Annotated in this window: 23 protein-coding genes; 12 read left to right on the top strand and 11 right to left on the bottom strand. The window is 61.8% G+C overall.

What is annotated here, in order from left to right:
• Window positions 1-13: 13 nt before the first annotated feature.
• From VGM61_RS16850 to VGM61_RS16830, 5 genes are read right to left on the bottom strand one after another with little or no spacing between them, the layout of a single operon-like run.
• Window positions 14-886 carry a glycosyltransferase family 2 protein gene (locus VGM61_RS16850; protein WP_331524051.1) on the bottom strand — a complete coding sequence of 291 codons (873 nt, stop codon included), beginning with the start codon at window positions 884-886 and terminating at the stop codon, window positions 14-16.
• 42 nt (window positions 887-928) lie between these two features.
• Entirely contained in the window at window positions 929-2,353 is a 1,425-nt protein-coding gene (locus VGM61_RS16845; RefSeq protein ID WP_331524050.1) for a lipopolysaccharide biosynthesis protein, read from the bottom strand.
• A 12-nt stretch (window positions 2,354-2,365) separates the two neighbouring features.
• A complete protein-coding gene (locus VGM61_RS16840) occupies window positions 2,366-3,604 on the bottom strand; it encodes a glycosyltransferase (protein WP_331524049.1) in 1,239 nt (412 codons plus the stop codon).
• Complete coding sequence (gene wcaK, locus VGM61_RS16835) at window positions 3,601-4,833, bottom strand: colanic acid biosynthesis pyruvyl transferase WcaK (protein WP_331524048.1); 1,233 nt, start codon at window positions 4,831-4,833, stop codon at window positions 3,601-3,603. The genes VGM61_RS16840 and wcaK overlap by 4 nt, the downstream gene beginning before the upstream one ends.
• A gap of 41 nt (window positions 4,834-4,874) precedes the next feature.
• Window positions 4,875-7,064, bottom strand: a complete 2,190-nt coding sequence (locus VGM61_RS16830) for a polysaccharide biosynthesis tyrosine autokinase (RefSeq protein ID WP_331524047.1) — start codon at window positions 7,062-7,064, stop codon at window positions 4,875-4,877.
• 694 nt (window positions 7,065-7,758) lie between these two features.
• On the opposite strand from VGM61_RS16830, the gene VGM61_RS16825 reads away from it, so the two are divergent.
• A complete protein-coding gene (locus tag VGM61_RS16825; RefSeq protein WP_331524046.1) occupies window positions 7,759-8,982 on the top strand; it encodes an acyltransferase in 1,224 nt (407 codons plus the stop codon).
• Here VGM61_RS16825 and VGM61_RS16820 read toward each other — a convergent pair.
• Complete coding sequence (locus tag VGM61_RS16820; protein ID WP_331524045.1) at window positions 8,879-9,568, bottom strand: TetR/AcrR family transcriptional regulator; 690 nt, start codon at window positions 9,566-9,568, stop codon at window positions 8,879-8,881. The genes VGM61_RS16825 and VGM61_RS16820 overlap by 104 nt on opposite strands.
• A gap of 199 nt (window positions 9,569-9,767) precedes the next feature.
• Here VGM61_RS16820 and VGM61_RS16815 point away from each other — a divergent pair, with 199 nt between their 5' ends.
• From VGM61_RS16815 to VGM61_RS16805, 3 genes are all read left to right on the top strand, one after another.
• Entirely contained in the window at window positions 9,768-10,277 is a 510-nt protein-coding gene (locus tag VGM61_RS16815; protein WP_331524044.1) for a hypothetical protein, read from the top strand.
• 83 nt (window positions 10,278-10,360) lie between these two features.
• Window positions 10,361-10,873, top strand: a complete 513-nt coding sequence (locus VGM61_RS16810; RefSeq protein ID WP_331524043.1) for an SgcJ/EcaC family oxidoreductase — start codon at window positions 10,361-10,363, stop codon at window positions 10,871-10,873.
• Window positions 10,874-11,164: 291 nt separating this feature from the next.
• Window positions 11,165-11,587 carry a hypothetical protein gene (locus VGM61_RS16805; RefSeq protein WP_331524042.1) on the top strand — a complete coding sequence of 141 codons (423 nt, stop codon included), beginning with the start codon at window positions 11,165-11,167 and terminating at the stop codon, window positions 11,585-11,587.
• An 81-nt stretch (window positions 11,588-11,668) separates the two neighbouring features.
• Here the strand turns inward: VGM61_RS16805 and VGM61_RS16800 are convergent, their stop codons facing one another.
• From VGM61_RS16800 to VGM61_RS16790, 3 genes are read right to left on the bottom strand one after another with little or no spacing between them, the layout of a single operon-like run.
• Window positions 11,669-12,355, bottom strand: coding sequence for a helix-turn-helix transcriptional regulator (locus VGM61_RS16800; RefSeq protein ID WP_331524124.1), 687 nt, complete (start codon window positions 12,353-12,355; stop codon window positions 11,669-11,671).
• 2 nt (window positions 12,356-12,357) lie between these two features.
• Complete coding sequence (locus VGM61_RS16795; protein WP_331524041.1) at window positions 12,358-13,392, bottom strand: alpha/beta hydrolase; 1,035 nt, start codon at window positions 13,390-13,392, stop codon at window positions 12,358-12,360.
• 40 nt (window positions 13,393-13,432) lie between these two features.
• A complete protein-coding gene (locus VGM61_RS16790) occupies window positions 13,433-13,936 on the bottom strand; it encodes a DinB family protein (protein WP_331524040.1) in 504 nt (167 codons plus the stop codon).
• A 95-nt stretch (window positions 13,937-14,031) separates the two neighbouring features.
• Between VGM61_RS16790 and VGM61_RS16785 the strand changes: the two genes are divergently transcribed.
• The 3 genes from VGM61_RS16785 to VGM61_RS16775 all read left to right on the top strand — a co-directional run bounded on the left by VGM61_RS16785 (window position 14,032) and on the right by VGM61_RS16775 (window position 15,958).
• Window positions 14,032-14,658 (top strand): TetR/AcrR family transcriptional regulator, encoded by a 627-nt coding sequence (locus VGM61_RS16785; protein ID WP_331524039.1) that lies wholly within the window; start codon window positions 14,032-14,034, stop codon window positions 14,656-14,658.
• Between the two features lie 107 nt (window positions 14,659-14,765).
• Window positions 14,766-15,095, top strand: a complete 330-nt coding sequence (locus VGM61_RS16780) for a metalloregulator ArsR/SmtB family transcription factor (protein ID WP_331524037.1) — start codon at window positions 14,766-14,768, stop codon at window positions 15,093-15,095.
• Window positions 15,092-15,958, top strand: coding sequence for an SRPBCC domain-containing protein (locus VGM61_RS16775; RefSeq protein WP_331524036.1), 867 nt, complete (start codon window positions 15,092-15,094; stop codon window positions 15,956-15,958). Before VGM61_RS16780 ends, VGM61_RS16775 begins: the two co-directional genes overlap by 4 nt.
• A gap of 22 nt (window positions 15,959-15,980) precedes the next feature.
• On the opposite strand, the gene VGM61_RS16770 is transcribed toward VGM61_RS16775, so the two are convergent.
• Window positions 15,981-17,357: a chloride channel protein gene (locus VGM61_RS16770; protein ID WP_331524035.1), complete on the bottom strand. Its 1,377-nt coding sequence runs from the start codon at window positions 17,355-17,357 to the stop codon at window positions 15,981-15,983.
• 172 nt (window positions 17,358-17,529) lie between these two features.
• Here VGM61_RS16770 and nhaA point away from each other — a divergent pair, with 172 nt between their 5' ends.
• The 3 genes from nhaA (at window position 17,530) to VGM61_RS16755 (ending at window position 20,011) form a co-directional block, all read left to right on the top strand.
• Window positions 17,530-18,759: a Na+/H+ antiporter NhaA gene (gene nhaA, locus VGM61_RS16765; protein ID WP_331524034.1), complete on the top strand. Its 1,230-nt coding sequence runs from the start codon at window positions 17,530-17,532 to the stop codon at window positions 18,757-18,759.
• A gap of 17 nt (window positions 18,760-18,776) precedes the next feature.
• Window positions 18,777-19,571 carry a TIGR04222 domain-containing membrane protein gene (locus VGM61_RS16760; protein ID WP_331524033.1) on the top strand — a complete coding sequence of 265 codons (795 nt, stop codon included), beginning with the start codon at window positions 18,777-18,779 and terminating at the stop codon, window positions 19,569-19,571.
• 155 nt (window positions 19,572-19,726) lie between these two features.
• The gene (locus VGM61_RS16755; protein ID WP_331524031.1) at window positions 19,727-20,011 is read left to right on the top strand and encodes a DUF6150 family protein; all 285 of its coding nucleotides are present in this window, start codon (window positions 19,727-19,729) and stop codon (window positions 20,009-20,011) included.
• On the opposite strand, the gene VGM61_RS16750 is transcribed toward VGM61_RS16755, so the two are convergent.
• Window positions 20,003-20,527 carry an SPOR domain-containing protein gene (locus VGM61_RS16750; RefSeq protein ID WP_331524028.1) on the bottom strand — a complete coding sequence of 175 codons (525 nt, stop codon included), beginning with the start codon at window positions 20,525-20,527 and terminating at the stop codon, window positions 20,003-20,005. The genes VGM61_RS16755 and VGM61_RS16750 overlap by 9 nt on opposite strands.
• A 216-nt stretch (window positions 20,528-20,743) precedes the next feature.
• Between VGM61_RS16750 and VGM61_RS16745 the strand changes: the two genes are divergently transcribed.
• Together VGM61_RS16745 and VGM61_RS16740 are read left to right on the top strand one after the other, a co-directional pair.
• Window positions 20,744-21,736 carry a sigma-54 dependent transcriptional regulator gene (locus VGM61_RS16745; RefSeq protein ID WP_331524027.1) on the top strand — a complete coding sequence of 331 codons (993 nt, stop codon included), beginning with the start codon at window positions 20,744-20,746 and terminating at the stop codon, window positions 21,734-21,736.
• A 22-nt stretch (window positions 21,737-21,758) separates the two neighbouring features.
• Entirely contained in the window at window positions 21,759-21,995 is a 237-nt protein-coding gene (locus VGM61_RS16740) for a hypothetical protein (RefSeq protein WP_331524026.1), read from the top strand.
• Window positions 21,996-22,099: the final 104 nt, after the last annotated feature.

Raw genomic sequence — 22,099 nt, 5'->3', positions numbered from 1 at the left:
CAGGACATCACCATCATCCGATGGCCACGCCAAAGAATTTGTGCACCAGTACCTTCACGGTCGATTTATAGCCTCCGAAGGAAATATTGCGGGCAATCTCGCCCAGTGGCGGACGCTGCCGGTTCATCACGTACTGGATGTTCCGGTGATTGCGCTGCTGGTCGGGGTTCATCAAGCCCGCATGCTTGGCGATGAACCGTTCGCTGCCCTCGGCGCGTTTGTTCGAGTTGCGGATGCGCGCGCGGGAACGGTCGTCATCAACGAAGGAGAGCAGCGGTCGTGTACGCACGGCCGCACCATACCGATGAACCAGGCGCACCCACATGTCGTAGTCCTGCCACGACGGCATCGACTCGTCGAAGCCACCCAGCTCGCGCATCCGCGATAGCTCGGTCAGCACCTGGTTGCCGGCCAGGTTCGCATACAGCAGGGCGGGAAGGGCAACGGTATCGACCCTGGCAAGCTCCGTGTCGCCAAAACGACGGCCGAGCAACGAGCTGATCTGCGCCGGTACCTGGAAATACTTGAAGCGGCTGCACGCAAACGACGGTGAATGACGGCGATAGAGGTTTACCAGGCAACTGATCCGCTGTGGATGGAAGAGGTCATCGTCGTCCAGGCCGGTGACATAGGTGCCCACGGCATGCTCGATGCAGCGATTGCGTGCACGGCACGCTCCCTGGGGCATTTCATTGCGCAGATAGGTGAACCTGCCGGGGTAACGGCGGACATAATCGGCCACCACCTCGGCAGTGTCGTCGGTGGAGGCTTCGTCGCAGATCAATACCTCGATCTCGGGATAGTCCTGTGCCAACACTGAATCGACCGCCCGGCGCAGCAGCGCCGAGCGATTGCGGGTGGGAATATAGACGCTCACCAGCGACATGGCAGCCTCACTCTTTCGATGCGGTTCGTTTCCCGTTTCATCTCAGGCGACCACCGGTTGAACCTGTTGTTTGAAGAACACATGGCGCCCCCGCCAGATGACCCAAAGCAGCGGCGGGGTTACCAGGACCAGGCGCACAATGCTGGCTTTCCAGTCGTTCGCCGGGTACAGCGCCACCGCCAGCATCAGGAAGATGTAGGGCACGAAGCTTTCCACCATCCAGGAGCTGAAGAACTCCCGCGCGGTAAGGCTGACGATCTTCGATGCGAAGAAGTAATAGGACAGCACCGTGGCCAGCAGCTGGCTGATCGCCAGCGCCACCGCCATGACCTCGAGCGAGCGCGACAGCGCACCAGCCACACTCACCAGCAAGGTGATCCCGCAGATCTTCAGGTTCCAGCCGAACTCGATGTCCGAGCGGCCCAGGCTTTGGCTTAAGGCGCCGATCAACGAACCGAGGGGGCGCAACATGCCAAAGAGCAGCATCAGGGGGATGAGTTCGGACACACCGGCATAGCGATGGCCATACAGGATCGCTACCGCGGGCGGTGCAAAGACAGCCAGCATGATGAACACGCTGGCGCTGAAGATCGACACCGCGCGCAGCCCGGTCAGGTAGATCTGGCGCATCGCCAGCGGGTCGTTCTGGCGCATCGCCAGTCTCGGCAGGGCCAGCCGCTGCACCACCGGCATGATCAGCTTGGTCGGCTGCAGTATCAGTTCCTTGGCCAGGGAATATACGCCCAGCGAGGCAAGGCCCAGGAACTTGCCCAGGATGATCTGGTCGGCCTGGCTGCGCAGCTGGTTGATCACCTGCGATCCAAGCTGGAAGGCGCCGTAGCTCAACGCCTGGCGGATAATGCCGCGATCGAAGCTACGGCCTGGATGCCAGCTGCGTTCGGCAATCGTGACGAAACACACCAGGCGCACCAGGCTGTTGACGATCATCGCGTACACCGCCGCCTCGATCGAGGCGCCATAAGCGAACACCAGTACCAGCAAGGTGATCAGTCCTGATACCCGGCCGATCATCTCGATGCGCGCTAGCCTTGGCAATTCGAAGGCCTTGATCAGGCTGGCCTGGTATTGCGAGGCGAACCCCAGCAACACGAAGTTGACGGTGGAGAGCCGAAGCAGGTGGCCCAATACATCGGAGCCATAGAAGTACGCAACACCGTAGGAAATCCCGAACAGCACCAGTGCGGAGGTCAGGCCCAACCCCGCGCTGATCATGAACAGCGACGTGCGTTCAGGCCGGCTGATGTTCTGTCGATGGACCAGATAGCTGCTCAGGCCCATGTCCTGCAACAGCATGGCGATGGCATTGACCACGTTGACGATGGCCAGTGCGCCGAGCAGATGGGCGTCGACGTGATGGGCGAGCACCGCGATCTGCATCAGCTGGCTGGCCGCGCTGACCATGGCCGACCCTGCAGTCCAGAAGGCGTCGCGTCTGGCGGAGATCATGGCGGGGTCGTCCTAGGTGAGGCGCGCGGCGAGCTGGTCATGCAACCGGCTCTGGTTGAAATGGATTTCGACAGTGGTTCGCGCGCACCGCGCGATCGCCGGCAGGTCGAAGTCACCACGCTGGATGCTGGCAAGCTTGTCGGCCAGCGCGGACACGTCGCGTTCGGGTACCAACCAGCCTGACCGGCCATCGTCGATCAGTTCAGGAATACCGCTGTGCACGGTAGACAGGCAAGGCACGCCGCTTGCCATCGCCTCCATCAGCGACACCGGGATGCCTTCCTGGTCACCATCGGCCGCCGTGACGCTGGGCAGTGCGAATACGTCGGCGCGGCCAAGCGCCGCCTGCACATAGGCTTTGTCGCGGCGACCACGGATGGCGATCTGCTGCCCGAGCTTTTGCCCGGCAACAAACCGCTCCAGCTCCTGCTGATGCGGCCCGTCGCCGATCACCTCAAGCTCCACCGGAATCCGCCGCTGCGCCAGTAGGCCAATGGCCTGGCACAGGAAGATCACGCCTTTTTTCTCGACCAGCCTCGCCACGCAGACCACCCGCAACGCTCGGCCGTTCGACGGCGCCGTATCCGCGGGCGGCTGGAAGGGGAAACTATCCAGGTCCACGCCCATACGGTGCACCTGGATTTTCCCAGGCTCGCACCCCAGCGCCTGGAGTTTGCGCTCGAAGAGCATGCTGATGGGAAGCATGCGTTCACCGCTGGCGAACAACCGCTGGTAGTCGCCGCCATGCCGCGCCAGCACGCTATGCCGCGACAGGTCGTAACCGTGGAATACAGTGAACAGCGGCCCGTCAAGCAAACCCAGCTCACGCAGGTTCGCCGCCAATACACCCGTGGGCCCGAAGTGCGCGATGATCGCCCGCGCCCTGAGCGGCTGGTGCAGCCGTCGTACCGCGCCGGCCAGCATCAGGGTCTTGGCGCTGTGACCGAAGCGACGCACCGACAATGCCCGTCGTACCCGCGCGCGGGGAAGGCCGGGCAGCACCTGGCGCAGGCGCCGCAGCATGATCTGCCAGCCGGCCGAGCCACTGGCCGGATGATCGAAAATGAAAGTGGCGCGGTCCATCAACCCGCGCGTCGCCACGATGTCGTCGGCGGCAGGCGACGGACCGCGGCTGATCGCCAGGATGCGCACGTCGAAACCGCGGTCGAGCAGGCCCACGATCTGGTCGATGACGAAGGTCTCGGAGTACCGTGGAAACTCGGGAAGGACAAACAGGATCGGCATGGTCATGGCCCGATCGCCAAGGTGGCGAGCAGGGATTCCCTGGCGAAGGCTTTCTCGCGGGCCACGGCCGCCGCCACCCTCGGTCGCAGCGTGTCGTCCTTGAGCAGCGCCAGCACCTTATGGCGCAAGCTGCCGTCCAGCAGCGAAGGTACCGGCACCGCCAGGTCGTCCACGCCAAGCCGCTTCATGATGCCCTCGGACTTGTGCTCGTAGTTGAGCGCCACCGAAGGCGTACCGAAGTTCATCGAGATGATCGCGCTGTGCAGGCGGGTACCGATAGTCAACACGCAGGCGCCCAGCCGGTGGCCGAGTTCGATGTCGTTCAATTCATTCATCTCGACATGGAAGCTTTCCGGGTGGCGTAACCGCGCCCGTACCTTGAGCGCGATCATGCGGTCGTCCTTCGGGTAGCCATCGATCGCCGTGCAGGTAGAGAACGCCGCCACCCGGTACCCGGCCTCGATCACCGCATCGAGGAGTTCGGCGAAGGCGGTTTCATACTGCGCCTGGGTGATACCCAGGCGCTTGTCGAACGGCGCCAGTTCACGGAAGGTCACCGCCACGGTAGGTTGCGCCGTATCGACCGCCACGGGCGTACCCGGATGCACCAGCCAGGCCGTATCTGAGGTCCAGCGCACCTTGTCCTGCGGTATCGCACTGTCGTGCATGTGGCGCACGCTCACTTCCTCGCGCAGGGCAAGTGCGTTCACGCGCTGCATCACATCCTGCGATACCCTTCGGAAGAAGGCATGTTTGAAGGGGCCAACGCTGTGCCCGATCATGTACGTCGGCCGTTCCGCCAGCAGGGCGCAGCTCACCAGGTCGTACTGGGTTGCACCGTAAAGGTCGACAAAGAACGAACCACCCACCTGGATCACCAGGTCGTATGCCTTGAGCGAATCGATGTACTGGCGGTGATGCCGCGGCAGTTTCAGCCAGCGTGCCCACCAGCGTCTTCGCAGGTGCCCGTGCAACAACCGGGGCACCAGCCTTCTCAACAACACCGAACGCATGGCGCCCAGGCGCTGCTTGCCGGCATCCTGGTAGTAGGCGTTGAGCACGTCGGGAAGAAGTGCACGGCCGAGCAGGTACTGCGAGCTGGTCGGAAAGCGGCTGGTGACGTCGATCCGGCTGTCCGGCAAAACGTCTTCCAGGCATTGCAGCAGGCCGCGCAGGATGGCGCAGTCGCCGCGGTTGCCGCAGGTATGGTTGCCGACGATCAGGATACGCGCCATGGTGCTCGATTCATGCAGTGCCCCTTGCCCAGGGAGGCGGTTCAGGCCGGATCGGCCTTGTACTTGTAGTAGGCATAGGTGGAATAGCCCGACGAACGACGCTCCACCGCGTTGAAGATCGCGCCCTTGAGCTCTACTCCGTTGTGTTCGAACCGTTGCTTCGCCAGTGCCAGCTCGCGTGCCTTGTTCAGGCCAAAGCGCGCCACCAGCAGGCTGGTACCGGCGTGGTGGCCGATCACGGCTGCGTCGGTGACCGCGAGGATCGGCGGGGTATCGATGATGACCAGGTCATAGGCCGACACCACGTCGGCGATGAACCTGGTGAAGTTCTCGTGCATCAGAAGTTCCGAGGGGTTGGGCGGCACCCGTCCCCGGCTGATGAAATCCACTTTCGGCAATGGCCCCTGCTGCAGAACCTCGGAAAGCTCCGCTCCGCCCACCAGCACGTCGGACAGACCCATGGGGGGCTTGATTCCCAACAGGTGATGCAAGGTGCCGCGGCGCATGTCGCCATCGACCAGCAACACACGCTGGCCTGCTTGCGCGATCACGGCGGCAAGGTTCGCCGAGATGAAGGTCTTGCCGGCGTTGGGGCTGGAGCCGGTAATCATCAGGACGTTGTTCTTCGCCTCGAGCCGGGCGAAATGCAAGCTGGTGCGCAGGCTGCGGATGGCTTCCACTGCCAGATCAGCCGGGTCGGAGATCGCGAGCAGGGGGCCACGGCCGTTCCGGGGACGATGCCCATTGAATGAGCGTGAAGTCTGGCTGGGGCTTAAGGGTACCGACGCGTAAACCGGCAGGTCGAGATCTTCGATGATCGCGGGATCCTCGATGCCGCGGTTGAGGATCTGCTTGAGGAATACAAAGGCCAGCGCCACGAAGCCGCCCAGGAAGGTGGCGATGATGATGATCAGGGCCTTGCGCGGCTGTACTGGCTGGGTCTTGTCCACCGCTGAGGTATCGACGATGCGCACGTTGCCCACGGTGCCGGCACGGGCGATATCCAGTTGCTGGGCCTGGTTGAGCAGGCTCGTATAGGTATTGCTGCTTACCTGCACATCACGATTGAGCTTGAGCAGTTGCTGCTGGCTGTCGGGCAGGCCGCCGACCTCTTTCTGCATCTGGCTTTTCTGTGCTTCAAGTTGGCCCATCTGTTGCTGCAACGCCTTGTAAGCCGGATGATCATGGGTGAAGCGCCGATCGATGTCCGCTTCCTGCAGGTGCAGCTGCTGGATGTTGGTCTCGACGGCCACGATCTGGTCGAGCAGGCCCTTGGTCTGCATGCTCAGGTCCACCGCGTGCGTCTGGGTCTGGAAGACGGTCATCGCTGCCTGCGCCTTGTCCAGGTCCTGCCGTACCTTGGGCAACTGATCCTTGACGAATTGCAGCTGGCTGGCGGCTTCGGCGGAATTGCGCTCGACGTTCTGGCGAACATACGCGGTGGTGATGTGCGCAAGTACCTGCTGCGCCAGCACCGGGTCGGCGTTGTTGTAGGTCAGGCCGATAATGCCCGAATCATTGCCTTCCTCCAGCGCCACGACATCTGTCTGCAAGTGGCCGATGGTGGTCAGGGCCGGCTGTTCCACGACGTCGAAGCGTGTACCGGGGTTCGCCGTGAGCTGCTTGACCTGCATGGTCACGCCCCGGCCATGGATCAGTTCGCCGACCGCGCCCTCAAGGATCCGCTTGCCCTTGTCGTCGTACAGGCTGAACTGATTATGCTCACCCGTGCGCAATTCAAGCTTGCTGCCGACCATGGTGTCGGGCAGGTCGAGCTTGAAGATGTCCAGCACCTCGCCGCCCCACCCGTAGCGACTCAGGCCAAAACGCGGAGACCCAAGATGACCGGGGTCGTGGCCTCGCGACAGGTAATCGCCCACGATGGGCAAGCGCCAGGGCTGTGTCTGGATGTCCAGGCGAAGATCGCCCACGGCCTGGCCGATCACCAGACGCGAGGTGATCAGTGCGATCTCGGTGACTGCCTGGGATGCTGTGGTTCCCAACGACTGGGTAAGGTCGGTGAGCCCGGGCAGGCTGGGCGTTTTCTGCTCTACCTGCACCACCGCCGTCGCCTGGTAGATCGGCGTAGCGAGCAACGTATACAGCAGACCCACCACGAAGAACGTTCCAGTGATGGCAACGATCAGCCACTTGTGGTCGAGCAGTGTGCCGAGCAACGCATTGAGATCGATGGTGTCGTCGTCATGAGCCTGATCAATCTTCGTCGTCATGCGGCAGCATGTTTCCTGGGGAGTGAATGGACGTCTAGCCGTTTATATCTCACCGATGATGAATGGGTAGAAAAGCATGGGTGTGGCACGTTTATCGATGTTCGAGATGCGTCGCGCAGCCGAAACCTTGCGCCTGCATGACACGCAAGCACACCTCGCATCGCGCAGATGCGTTGTTTTAGTCACATGAGGCGGACGTCTTTTTTTCAGCGACGGGCAATGACGATGCCCGTGCAGACGCCATTCGTGATCGCACGATGTCCTTCGCCACATCGACCTGGGGGACAAAGATCGATGAAGGGATTCAGCATAGACGGCCCGTCGGGCGCCTTAAAGCGACGTGGTCGTTTTTTGCGACCTGCATCAAGTTAACGACGTGTATGTGGCGGCATCAAGGCAAAAATGCAGTTTTGTCGTGAGGAATTTCCGGATATTCGTACACGAATTAATAACAACTCATTCAGTCTCAGGCGCTTTCTTGCTGCGATGCGATACCCGCCTGGGAAGGGTCGGGTACGGCAACCGCACAATGCACGGGATGTTTCACGACCGGATCATCCCGCAACGCAGCATCGCCTGCTCGTACGAAATGCCGACCCCACCCCACGCAATCATTTGCGAAAGGCAAGGGTAGCGAGCTGCGTGCGACCTCATATAATCGCCCCGCTCACACGGGGCCAGGGAAGGGGCGGGGATGACGGACCAACGGAACGTGCATATCGACATCCTGCGGGGGATTTCGATCGTGCTGGTCATGCTGCTGCACTATTCACTGGCCTACCGGTTGCATGGAAGCCCGTTGAATGAATGGATCCCCGTGCAGACGTTACGCACGATCTTCTTCAATGGTAACTATGGCGTATCGGTGTTCTTTGTGATCTCAGGCTTCCTGATCACAACAAACATCCTGCGTCGTTACGGCTCGCTGGCTGATACAGACGTTCTGCACTTTTACAAGCTCCGGCTGTTTCGCCTGTATCCATCGGTGGTGCTTGCCCTGTTGGTCATCACGGCACTGGGACTGGCCGGACTGCCGAGCTTCTCGAACATCGTCCATGGGAAGAACCTCGGCAGCGGGTTCTTCCTGGTTGCCAATGTCTCGGTGCTGACTTTCTGGCACAACCTCTTGATGGAGAGCGTGGGCTATTTCAACTATGCGATGAATATCTATTGGTCGCTGTCGGTGGAGGAGGTCTTCTATCTTGTCTACCCCCTCGTCCTGGTGTTCGCCCGGCGCCGTTGGCCATTAGTGGTGGTGGGTTGCCTTGGGCTCATCGTCGGGCCTGCCTACCGGTGGATCTATCGCAGCGACGAACTGTTCTTCATGTATGGCAACCTGGCATGCGTGGACATGCTGGTCTATGGCTGCGCCGCAGCAGTCGCCGCCGGGTCGGTGCAGTGGGGCAACGGGTACCGCCGGATCCTGGCGTGGCTCTTCCTGGGTGCCATGGGATGGATATACATGCGCGGGATCGACGGCAACGAGGCATTCGGAGCGACCCAGATGGGTGTTGCCGCAGCCATATTCCTGGTGGCTGTGTCGAAGCTGCCCGCCGGCGCCCTGGCCACTCGCGTGGGAGGTCCGCTAAGGTGGCTGGGTTCGCATAGCTACGAGCTGTACCTGTTTCATATCGTGGTACTTGGGTTGATGCAGCAAGTCATACCGAGGGCTGCGATGGATGCCGGGCGGAAGCTGCCAATGCTGGGGGTGTACTTCCTGGTGTCGGCCCTGATCGCCTGGGCAGTGGCCCGTTGGTATGGAAACCCCTTGAACCGCTGGTTGCGGACCATCAGCGCTGCTGGAAGCAAGCCCTCTACGATTCATCGGCTTCCCGCTGCTTCGCACGTGCCCGGCGCTGTCCGGCCTGGCGATCGGCCAGGCTCTGCTTCAGCAAGGCCCGCGCCATCCAGTGACTGACTTGCACGGCCTGCGTGGCCGACAAGCCGCGGATGTCACGAAGCACCAGCAGTGCTTCGATCCCGGTGGTTAATGCAAGTGCCGACACCAGGCGTGCATAGGCGGCCGGGCCCAGACGCGTACGCAAGGGCGAGACGGCGGCCTCGATCCACTCGACACGGCGCGTGCCCCGTGGAGGATGTGTATCGCTGGGCAAGTGCAGCACGGTTTCGTGGATCATCGTGCGCAGAAGCGGTTCGTTGGCCAGTGCCAGGCGCTGCATCTGTTCCACCAACGCGTCAACGCGTGCCTCGATCGCGCCGGTGGTGGTGCCCGATGGTGCGGCATCGAGCGCTGACTCCATCGACGGCCGGAGACCTTCCAGTGCCGCTTCCGTCATGAGCTTCACTTGCGTCGGGAAGTAGCGATAGGCCGTGCGTCGCGAAACCTCCGCGGCATCGGCGACTTCCGTTACGGTCGGTCGTTGCCCTTTGGCAATCATCACAGCAGCGGTTTCAAGCAGCGCACGCCGCGTGCGCAGTTTCTGGTTGGCACGGCCCTTGCGCAACCCGGCAGCCGAAAAATCATTCGATTTGGTCGTTGACATGGCGAAATACTAGCATTAGTGTTCGTGACACTAGAGTGCCATAAAGGCACCAGTATGTCGTAACGGCATGGAGCTGAGGCCAGTAACGCCGCGGATCAATCGGCACAGGGTGGGTTCTCGCTTCGAAGGGGCGGCAAACGGGGATCGGGCACGAAACCACGGTTTCACGCCCGACGAATTCACTCAGTGGAGAAAAATCATGACCGCAAAATACCAAGGCGTTCCTGCAGCACTGGCACTGGCCTGTGTCATTGCCATGGCCTGCACTTCAGGCGCGGCAGCCCACGAATCGGACGATCGGGGCGACCCAGGCGACCTGGCCGGAACGTGGCAGGTGCAGATAACGCTGCGCAACTGCACGTCCGGTGCGCCGATCGGCGCCCCGTTCTACTCGCTGCTTACCTTTGCCGACGGGGGAACGATGACCGAGACCACGGCCAACTCGATGTTCTTTCCAGCCATACGCGGGCCGGGTCATGGTGTCTGGAGCCGTGGCCGGCACAAGGGCGAGTACAGCGCTGCGTCCATCGCCTTCATCACCATGGACGGGGCGCTGGTCAAAACGCAGACGATCACCCAGGTGATCGACATGGGACCCGGGCCGAACCGGTTCACCACACCCAAAGCTGCGGTGGAGTTTTTCGATCCCGCCGGCAACCTGTTGACGACGGGTTGCGCCACGGCGGTGGCCAGTCGCTTCGGACTATAGTGGGATGCGGCAAGTGGATGGCGGCGCCTGACGCCGCCATCCACTCAACACAATGTCATTAACCGGTTGTCGGGAGATCACTCATGACAAGCAGGTTTTTATCCATCATCGCCGCAAGCGCGCTGTTCTTTGCCGTTGCCCTGCCCAGTAGCGCGGACGAGTCAGCCGAGAGGCCCCTTCGTCAGTCCCTTGATCGCCTCGCGCAGGCCTGGAATACCGAGAACGCAGCCATGTGGGCCAGTGAGTACTGGCCCGAGGGCGAGCTGGTCAATATTCTCGGCGGCATCATGCCGAACCCCACGGCGATCCGCGAACGCCACGCCGCAGTTTTGGCCGGCCCGTTCAAGGGCAGCCATTTCGAAAGCACGGTACGGCGAATCCTGTTCCTCGGTCCGGATGTCGCCATCGTCGATACCGATATCCGCGTGACCCGGTTTCGGGCCTTGCCGCCAGGCGCAGTGGCCACGTCGCCAGGTGTACTGCTGACGCGCATGAAGCATGTCTATCAACGCCGTGATGGCGTATGGCGCATTGCCGGCTCGCAAAACACCGCTGTGCTCCCCAGCGTCGATGCCCCGCTGACGCAACAAAACTGACATCCGGGAAGGCCATCGAACCCCACTCCAGCGGCGACCGGCTTCGGTCGCTGATGATGTATCGCAGGAGGTGTAAGTTTTTACGATTCGAGTGAGATCGATCTAAGAAATTTCACTTGCAACTTTCCAAATTCCCTCGCTAAAGTGCATGGCATTCCGCGCGAGGGCGCGGGGATAAGTCTGGGGTGCGTCCAGGGTTGGACGCTTGGGGGAGCAAGTGAATAATCATTCTCATGTCGACGCCGCCAGTGCGGTGGCGGGTAGTCGTGTTCGCTGTTTTTCAGGCGCGCAATGGACCTCCTGACGTCGCTGCACGCGTTACCTTCGATTGAGGACACCGTGGACGCCGTCCTTGCGTCTGCGCTGATGCCGGTCGTGCGCGACGTTGCTGGGCGGTCCCGGCAGGTCATCGAGCTTCGCACCTGTTCGCTTGCACCCCACCGGGTGGAAGAAAAGGTCGTGCGGGTTGGGAATGATCCCGGCGAAGGAGTGCTGGCCAAGGGTGAGGCGCGGGTCATCCTGCAGGGGAGGGCCCATTGCTACAACTTTTCCCTGGAGGCGATTTTTGCCCGCCTGGCGCTCGAGTCCGGTTACTCGGGCGTGAGCATGCGGGGGAAGGTGTGCTGGGATAGGGGGCGTGCAGTCGTGGATATCCTTACCCAGTCGAATCGTTACAACACCTGGGAATGGACGCGGGAATTTCGGGCGCCATAGCCCAGCGCGGATGACCTCGCCATCTTGGATCGCCCAGACCGAGTTCCTCCAATGGTGTGCCTTTCGCGCGTGGCTTTCGTCTCAACCCAAAGAGACTCCAAAAAGCCTGTCCAAATCGCGATGCCCCTTTACCGTGACCGTCAGCGCACGACCATCCAGTTGCCGCCGCAACCAGCCCCGGCGAACGCCCAGGTCCAATAAAGCGGCGCCAAGTGCACCACCAAGATGTGGCCGGCGCATGCTCCAGTCCAGGCACGGATAGGCGAAGCGTCGTCGACCTTGCATGGTGGTGCCGAGTCCAAGTTCGGCGAGGGCTTCCCTGCCGGCATCGCCCAATAGATAGTCGTTGCCACCAGCGGCCGGTTGCAGCCATTTCATGGCAAGCAGCCGATCGTGCCACGCCACGCCCCATTCTCCCGCCAAGTGGTCGTAGCAGCTGCGTGCCGACTGCAGATGACGTGGCGTTGAAGGCCTGAAGGGTGGGGCGTCATGGTTGCTTACCACCAGCAGGGCTTCCAGGGCCCGTCCGACTTCCGGACTGGCCAGGCGATAATACCGGTGCCGTCCCTGGACGATGAGCTGAAGCAAGCCGGCTTCTTTCATTCGCAGCAAGTGCGCGCTTGCCGTGGGCCCACCGATCCCGGCAACCGCCGCCAGTTCCGTACTGGTGCGCGCGTGTCCGTCCAGCAGGCAGCAGAGCATGCGACTGCGCGAAGGCTCGCCGATCGCTGCCGCCACGAACGACAGGCGCGCATCGGCGTGGTCCATCTTCACGGCGCTAGTTCCGTGGCGCTGATGAATGCATTGACGCTCGCATACAAGGATCGGCGGATTTTTTCCAGGTGCATGACGTGAGTCCCATCATCCAGTCGCAGTTGCCACTTCAGTGGCGACGCTGAGAACCTGGCCAGGAATGCCTTGGCTCCGGAATCGTTCACCACGACGTCGTAATTCCCATAAACCACGAATAAGGGCAGTTTAAGAGCCTTGGGGTCGTAAGGGTAAGCACCCGTGCCCACCGCACTTATATCGACATTCGGGCCCTCGGGAATTCTCAGCACGCCTGGCTTGTCTCCGGTGACATGGGGTACGGATGCTTCGAACTGGGCGGCCCAGCGCTTCTCAACGGCCGGATCAAGCAACTGTTTACCGGCGGGGAGCACCTTCTTGAAGCGTAACTGCTCCAGTCGCTCCTGGGCCGTGAGTGCAAACCAGGCAGGATGTTCAGAGCCGGCATCGTCATCTGGCCGGCCCGGAACGATCGGCCCGAACAAGGTCAACGACTTCAGCGCCCCGGGATGACTGGCGGCAAACGCCGTGGCGGGAATGGTGCCCCAGGAATGAGCCACCAGATGGATCGTCTTCATGCCGGGCTGCTTTTGCAGGTAATCGACCGCCAAGGCGATTTCATCGGCGGCCTCGGCGGCGCGTGTCACGGGCGCAGCAGCATCGGCAGCGCCAAGCATGGCGGGCGGCCGGCTTGATTCACCAAAACCCAGGAAGTCCAGCCCGCATGCGAGAAATCCTTGCCGGGCCATGAACCCCATCCACGAATCACCGGGGCTGAATTCGTAGCCCGCTGCCAACCGGGTAGGGAAGCTCGCACCATGGATAAACAGGACACTCTTATGTGTCGGCCTCTCCGGTGCGATGCAGTGAAGGGCGAGCCGCTGCCCGGGCGATCCCGGGACGGGAAGGTAGGTGGTTTTGAATAAGGCCGCCACGGTGAACGCGAACATTGCCATCATGAGAATCACGCATCGAGGGAGGAAAGCGCGATGGTATCGACGGCGGCGAAGGGACAATTCGTTGTTGACCGAAGTATGTCCGGCACCTCAAACATATTCACGCCGCCGCGCGCCCTCTCGTCGACGCCTCGGCCTCATGCAGATAAGTCGTAAGGCCGTCCTTCGCCACCGGAAGCGCATTGAGCAACATAACTGCACTGACCTGCCCGCGATGCCCTATGCCGTGGGTGATCACATGCATGAGCATCTCCTCGCGCGACATGCGTCCCGGGGCGCCGTCGGTAAACACGAAGTCGATACGTTCTGCCAACAGGTCGCTATCGAGCGTCGACACATAGTCGATATATTCCCGATCGACTTTCCTGATGTCCGCGGATAGATCTTCCAGCGCTGGCATCTGGGTTGAATTGGCCGACGTGTATGCGTGAGCCTGTCGCCTCACGTGCGCCGCGAAGATCCGGTCGACGATATAGCTGTGGCTCAGGGCCTTGATCGCCAGCCCAGTGATGGGGGAGTCACCACCCAGCCTGGCCAACGAGGTCAACAGTTCGTCGTTCGCCCAGGCTTTGTATCGGAACAGGCGCTGCATGGTGTCGTGCATGTCATTTTCTCCTGGAGTATTGCCTTGTCATTTCCACTGCGAGCAGAATACGAGCGACCATTCGCTTTTCAAACTCGCATTGGCGGCGTAGAAAAATGGCACGCAGAGCGCCCACGGAACCCAGGAAATTCGCCTCCCAGGAGCGATCGCGCGCGACGGTCGACGCACTGGTTGAAGCAACCGCTCGCATTCTTGTCAAGGAAGGCTTCGACAAGGCCAGCACCAACCGCATCGCAGAAGTGGCTGGGGTGAGCGTGGGTTCGCTCTACCAGTATTTCCCCGGCAAGGAAGCGCTTGTGGCTGCCGTCGACGAGCGCCACAAGCAGCAGGTCATGCAAACGGTCCGGGGCGAGTTGGCGGGAATCCTGGACCAGCCGGTGGAGCAGGGCGTGCGCAAGATCGTCGCCCTTGCGGTCAAGGCGCACCGTGTCGATCCTAAATTGCATCGCGTACTCGCCGAGCAGATTCCGCGCGTGGGCAAGCTCGAGGCGCTGGGAACCTTCAATCGCGAGAACTACACACTGTTCCGGACTTACCTTGAAAGCCGCCAGCACGAACTTCGTGTCGATGACCTGGACCTCGCATCATTTGTATGTGTGACCACGATCGAGGCGCTGACGCACAACGCGGTACTGCACCATCCAAAGATGCTCTCGGGCGACATGATGGAAGCGCTCATTGACGAGGCCGCGCGCCTGGTAACTGGCTACCTGAAGAGGTAGTTCAATGCCCCTGCCGAACGCGGCGTGGTCCCGGCGTCCAGGCTTTCACAAGTCGTGCCATAAAGATTAGTGTTGACTAATCAATAAGCAGGTACTAATGTTTATTCATGACCCCAGCCACAGCCATCACCACCGTCATGCGCGCCCTGGCCGATCCGACCCGGCGGGCCGTGTTCGAGCGGGTGGTCGGGACGGATGAGATCAGCGTCGCCGAGCTCACCCGCGGGAGCGGGGTGACTCAGGGCGCGATCTCCCAGCACCTGAAATCGCTCAAGCAAGCGGGGCTGGTGGTCGAGCGTCCCGAGGGACGCAACGTCTATTACCGGGCGCAACCGGAGGGCCTCACGCCGTTGGTCGACTGGATGAGCCACTACGGCGTCTTCTGGCGCGAGCGCTTTGCGGACCTGCGCACACTTCTCAAGGATATCGACCCATGAACGATCTCGCAGTGCAGACCGACACCCAGGCCATCGTGGTCGACGAAGTCTTCCCCCATGCCCCGGCGACGATCTGGAAGGCGCTGACCTCGGGCGATCTGATCGCCCGCTGGCTGATGGCGCCCGAGGGCTTCGAACCCGTGGTTGGCAACCGCTTCACTTTCCAAACGACGGCCGGTGGCAAATGGGATGGCGTCATCCATTGCCAGGTGTTGGAAGTGGTGCCCTGCGAACGATTCGTCTATGGCTGGCAGGGCGGTCACGCAGGCAACGATGGCTACGGCGCGCCGCTGGATACCATGGTGACGTGGACGCTAACCAGGATGGACCACGGTACGCGTGTACGCCTGGTGCATTCGGGCTTCGTGCTGCCAAAGAACGAAACCGCCTACCGGAACATGAGCGACGGCTGGAAGAAGGTGCTTCGCAATCTGGACAACATCTCGGCCGAAAGCCACCTTTACACCGGCGGCTGCGCCTGCGGCGCCGTCCGTTACGAAATCAACGGCGAGCCGCTCTTCATGAACCATTGCCAGTGCCGCGACTGCCAGCACATCAGCGGCACCGGCCACGGCTCGTACCTGACCTTTGCGGGCGATGGCGTGAAACTCGAAGGCCAGGCGACGCATTGGGACATCATCGCCGACAGCGGCAACGTCAAGACTTGCGCCTTCTGTCCGACCTGCGGTTCGCCCGTCTACATGACCTTCGCCGCCAATCCCGGTGTATTCACCGTGCACACCGCGAGCCTGGCCGACCCAGGCCGCTATCAGCCGCAGGTAGTGACATATGCGATGCGCGGCTACGCCTGGGACCACCTCGATCCGGCGATGGCGAAGTTCGACAAGATGCCGCCGGGTTAAGTGTCGGCGGACGCGCGCTCCATCACGGACTTGCGGGTTTCTCCGCGGACTCTTCGGGCAGCGCCGCCTTGCGCTCCGCTTCATAGCCTTCGATGAGATTGTTCGCCAGGGCCTTATACACGGGCACTCGGCAGAAAATGCCAGACACGGCACGGGCGAGAAGGCACGCGGCCATGATTGGCAGCGCCATTTGGCGGTTTGAGGTCAGTTCCAGTGAGATGACCGCGGCGGTCAGCGGTGCCTGGGTCACACCGGCAAGATAAGCGGCCATGCCCAGAAGGACGACCGCTGAGCTATCGGCACCGGGAATAAGCTGCGCTATGTTATTGCCAAGTCCCGCGCCGACGGCCAGCGCCGGGGAGAAAATGCCGCCGGGAATACCGGCCCATGACGAGGCTATGTTGCCGAGGAATTTCAGCACGCCGAATAGCGGGCCGGTGTCGCCATGGCCCTGTAGAATGTCACGCGCCTGGACATAGCCGGTGCCGTACAGGCCGTTGGCACTGAGCAAGCTCAGCAATACCAGAGCCACGCCGCAAGCGGCCGCGAAGACAATAGGCTGGCGGGCACGCAGACGCTCCATGGCACCGCGAAAACCAAAGGTCGATGGAATGATCAAACGGGCGAAGATGCCGCCAGCCAACCCGCCCGTGACCCCCGTGAGGGCGACGGCGATCCACGCGTTGCCCAATGGCAGGGCGGCTGTGATGTCGCCGAAGTAAGCGTAATTGCCGACAACGCCCAACGAGACCACGCCTGCAACAATAACCGCGGTAAGCAGCGTGCCGCTCATGCGGTGTTCGAAGGTGCCGGACATCTCTTCGATAGCGAAGACCACGCCGGCCAGCGGCGTGTTGAACGCCGCCGCCAGGCCTGCAGCGGAGCCGGCCAGGATGAAGCGGCCGGCAGCGGTGGGGTCGTCGAAGCCGAATCGCCGGCCCATGGAGTAGAGCAGGCCGGCACCCACATGCACCGTGGGGCCTTCGCGACCTACCGAGGCACCGCCGAGCAGGGCAGCGAGCGTCAGCGCCATTTTCCCGATCGACACCTTCAGGGACAGCAACCGCGCACGGAAGGCTTCATCCTCGATTTTCAGCGCTGCCATGGCCTGGGGAATGCCTGAACCGCGCGTGGCCTTCAATGCACCCTGGGTGAGCCAGCACAGCAGGGCGAATATCGTAGGAGTGATCAGCAGCGGCACCCACCAGCCATGCGACGCCACGCGGCCAAAAAGTGCGAATGCGTAATCCGCTGCCTTGGCGAAGAACACGGCGGAAAGCCCGACCACGACAGCGCCCGTCCAGAACAAAATGCGCCTTCGCCAATGACTGAACGACAGGAATTCATGAGATGCGATCTCCTGAAAACGAGTCTTCGTCCACCGGCGGAAATCACTCATTGATGCTGCTCAGCATGTTCGGAACTCGTAATCTTGGCCCTATATCATAGCCGCGCAGCTTCTTGGTGCCTAATTGACTACTTGCGGGCGGGCACGGTGGAGGAGCCTTCCGGGTTTGCACGGTAGCCCCGCCAATGTGACCATACCGGCAGTCCGAAGGCGGGAGAGTTCGTTGCTGAAAACCCTGATCTGGCGTCCGTTCCAGCGGCTCGTCGACTTCGCCTCCGGTTCGGCCACGGGCGGTCTCGTGCTGATGGCTGCTGCCCTGCTTGCCATCATCGTTGCCAACTCCACGCTGGGGCCGTTGTACTTCGATCTGCTCAATCGCCACATGGGTCCATTAAGTGCCTTGCACTGGATCAATGATGGCCTGATGGCAGTGTTCTTTCTTTTGGTGGGCCTTGAGATCAAGCGTGAGCTCATTGACGGCGAGCTCGCGACCAACCGCCTGCGCGTGCTTCCGGGCCTGGCGGCGCTGGGCGGGATGCTGATGCCCGCCGTTATCTACCTTGCCGTGAACCACGGCGATGCTGCTTCGATGCGCGGATGGGCCATACCATCGGCAACGGATATTGCCTTTGCACTGGGCGTGGCTTCGCTGCTGGGAAAGCGCGTGCCCTTATCGCTCAAGGCGTTCCTTGCCGCGCTGGCTATCATCGACGACCTGGGTGCCGTGATCATCATCGCGGCTTTCTATACGCCGCATATCAATCTGTTTTATCTCGCGCTTGCCATCGCTGTTGTCGTGGCACTCGCGGGCTTGAATCGCGCCGGGGAACGCAGGCTTTGGCCTTATCTGGCACTGGGCTGCGTATTGTGGATCCTTGTACGCAGTTCAGGCGTGCACGCAACGCTTGCCGGAGTGGCCACGGCGTTGTGCATTCCACTGAGCGATGAAGCGGGCAGGCTTCCGTCCAATGGTGACTGCACGCACTCGCCGCTTCTTCGCCTGGAACACGCGCTTCATCGATGGGTGCCGATTACCGTCCTGCCGTTGTTCGGCTTCGCCAACGCAGGCATCTCGTTCGCCGGCCTGGGCATGTCGCAGTGGTTTGCCTCCACCACGCTCGGCGTGGGCCTGGGGCTTGTGGTAGGTAAACTCATCGGGGTATTCGGTACTGCCTGGCTTGCGATCAGGCTCGGTTGGGCTGAGATGCCGCGTGGCGCATCGCAGGTACAGCTGTTCGGCACGGCCTTGCTGTGTGGCATAGGTTTTACGATGAGCCTTTTTATCGGCACGCTGGCCTTTCCGGATCATCCGGAACTACAGGACGAAATGAAGCTCGGCATCCTGGCGGGCTCGATCACGTCGGGAATCGCAGCGTGGCTCGTATTTAAAGCGATTGCCAACAGATCGCTCAGTCTGTCCCCCAGCGTGCCTGTCGAATCGCCACATAAATGATAACCACAATCTTCAGCATGGGCGCCGTCACGATCGCCTGCGGTGTTGGTTTTGTCGTGGCTCTATACATGACATTGGTGTGGCGGATGCTCATGGCGCGGTGGATCTGGCGCGCGGCCGCAACGATGAAAATCGCCAGGGTATCGGCGTACCAGATGGCCTTGATGAATGGCGGTGTGCCCCGGGTCGCGCTCACGGGCGTCGTTCGCCTGTTGGGACGCGGGGCATTTGAGGCAGGCGTTTCGGGCGTTCTGACGCTCAACGACACATGCCACGATGAGCTCGACCATGTCGAGCGCGAGGCTGTCGCGGAAACAAGGAATCCGGCAGTGTTCAGGGAATTCCTGATCCGGCTCGAGGCACGTCTCAAGCGAAACGGGGTAGCAAGGCAGCTGCGAGGTGAACTGATCGCCATGGACTATATGCGGGCCTGGGGATCGAAAGCATGGTGGACGAACTATGCATCGAACATGCTGCCGTTCGCGATATTGACGGTTGTGGCATGGGCCGCCATGGCATCGGTTTCCATGACGCCGGATGCGTACCATGCACTGATGGCATTTAGTGGGTTCTGTGTCCTGATCATGCTGGTCGTTGCATTGCCCAGGCAGGTCACCGCGTTAGGGCGATATATCGTGTGGTCGGCCACACAGCACCATCCGGACTTGAAGGATGCACGGGCATCACAAGGTGATGCGCTTGATAACAAGACGCTGGGCCAATCCGTAGCGTTATATGGCGCAGACGCACTGGCGGGCAGTGATCTGGCGTGGATTCCGGGTGTTTTGTCGCAGGTCAGCAGTTCGGATTGAAGTGAGAGCAGCTCCTCTGCCGTCGACAGAAATTGCCGGATATTCATAACTCAATATCAGGACGCCGGAATAATGGGAAACAGCCGAGGTCGCTTCGCCAGATACCATCAACATCGGCACGCGAAAGCCGTTAGCCAACAGGCCACGGGGCGGATATGGCACGCATCTATGTAACGGACACCATGGGCGAGGCGGAGGTGCGCGTGGCCATCCTCAGCACGCGCGGCAATGCCGACCTATGGGTCTGCCGCGTTTCCTCCTGGGGGCTCGCCGTTGGCGACGAACGCTGGTTCGTGACGCCCGATCGGCAGTCGGCAACCAAGCGGGTGTTTTTCACCTCGCAGGGAATGGCCCAGGTCACGATCTGCTTCGTGCCGACGCTAGGTGAGGCCGGGTGGCGCGATCCCGCGCGTGCAAGGCGGGGATTGTTCTTACGGTGAAGGTTTACCGTCGGCCGGCAGGCGTATGACCGGCGTGCTGGCGAGCTTGAGCACCGCCTGGACACGCGCCGCAGCATCTTGCGCCGCGGCGGGCGAGGGGAAGCGGCCTGCGGCCAGGACGATCCAGGACGTATGGTCCGGGTCGACGGCGGAAATCCGCCTGAGTGGAAGGCCCAGCCCCTGCGACTGGCGTTCGAGCGCGTCCGCGTCACCGGCGACGACGAACTGGCCAAGCTGCAACGCATAGGCGGGCTGGCCGGGCGCCGGTAACGGCGCGGCTACATCGCTGGCGACTAATAACGATGCGGTGGAAACGGCGCTTGCCGATGGCGCCGGAGTGGCGGCGGTCGCAGGCGATGCAGGCACGAGCACCGTGGGAGGAGCTGCATGAGCGTGCCAGGATGCAGCCAATTCGAGCATGGGCGCGCGCCAGTGATCAGGTGCCGCCATGCCGCCGGCGAAAGCGAGTGCCCCAAACAACACGATCAGCAAGATAAGGCCGAGCTTGGCAAACATGGATGATCCCCTGTCGCAACGTGAAACGGCGGCGCCGCTCCATTTACCAAAAAACTATTTGCCGAATTCGTGCCCACCTGTCCCGACATCAAGTTGCCGCGCATGTGATTTTCTTTGACGTGTGCATATTGTGATTACGAAGAGCGAAGGGCAACATTGCCAGTCCGGGGCATCGCCATCGAGGCAAAGGATGCGATACCCGGTACAGGGGGCATCATGGTTGACATCGCGGAACTTAACCTGCTTGGTTCCTCGCCGCAGTTCGCACACGTCATCGCACAGATACGCCGTATCGCGAAATTCGACGTCGCCGTGCTGATCGGCGGCGAGACGGGCACGGGCAAGGAGTTGGGAGCCAGGGCCGTGCACTATCTTAGTGCGCGTGCATCGCGGCCGTTCATCGCCATCAACTGCGGCGCGCTGGCCGATTCGCTGGTCGAGAGTGAACTGTTCGGGCACGAGCGCGGGGCGTTCACCGACGCCCGGCAGGCGGCGCCGGGACTGGTCAGCGAGGCCGAAGGCGGCTCGTTGTTCCTCGACGAGGTCGACACGCTTTCGCTCAAGGCCCAGGCATCGCTGCTGCGATTCCTTCAGGACGGTACGTACCGCCGCGTAGGCGGCACGCAGACGCGTTCGACCGACGTGCGGTTGATCGCGGCAAGCAACGCCAACCTCGACGAGCTGGTCAAGGCACGGCAGTTTCGCCGCGACCTGCTGTACCGGCTCAAGGTCATGCCTTTGGTGATGCCGCCGTTGCGCGAGCGCGGCGGTGACGTAGTGGAACTGGCCGAGGCCTTCCTGCGGCGGCTCAACCGCCAGTATGGCGCGCAGACGACGTCGAAGCATTTTGACCCGGGCTTTCTATCCGCGTTGCGGCATTACAGCTGGCCGGGCAATGTGCGTGAACTGGAGCACTTCGTGCAGCGCGAGTACCTGATGTGCGACGGGCAGCTGATCCAGAGCGGTCCTCCGCGGGATCTGCCCGAGCCAGCATCCCATGCCTGCGACGACGCTGCGTTCAAGCAGGCCAAGGCACGAGCCGTCGCGGATTTCGAGCGTAACTATGTAGCGTCGGCCATGGAACGGGCGCGGGGCAACATCACCCAGGCAGCACGCATGGCAGGCCAGGATCGAAGTGCATTCAGCAAGCTGGTGAGCAAGTACAGGCTCGCTTCCGTTGCCGAAAAGGTGCAAGATTCCGGCGAATAAAATCACCCGGTGAGGCGGGCGAATGACCGGCCAGTCCGTACGTGTCGTTGCCAATGCCATCGCCTGCTACCTGGCGACGCGGCCAGGTAGTGCCGATTCGGCCGAAGGTATCCAGCAGTGGTGGCTGAGACCCACGGGCGTGGAGGTGCCGCTGGAGGTGGTTTCCGAAGCGTTGCGGCTGCTGGAAGGGGAGAGCGTGGTGGAGTGCCGGCAGCTTGGGGCGCGCGAGGTTTGGCGTCCGCGGCGCGGTGAAGGCTGACACCCGTTCTTACGCGCTGGGGTTTCCCCTCACACCAGCGCCTTGCACCTGGCGTGCAAATCCAACCACGGCGTGATGTTTTTTTCTCACCCGATTGCTGAGTG

Origin of the sequence: Pinirhizobacter sp., from assembly GCF_036499745.1 — a bacterium.
Taxonomy (GTDB): domain Bacteria; phylum Pseudomonadota; class Gammaproteobacteria; order Xanthomonadales; family Rhodanobacteraceae; genus Pinirhizobacter.
This window is presented reverse-complemented; position numbering and strand designations above follow the sequence as displayed.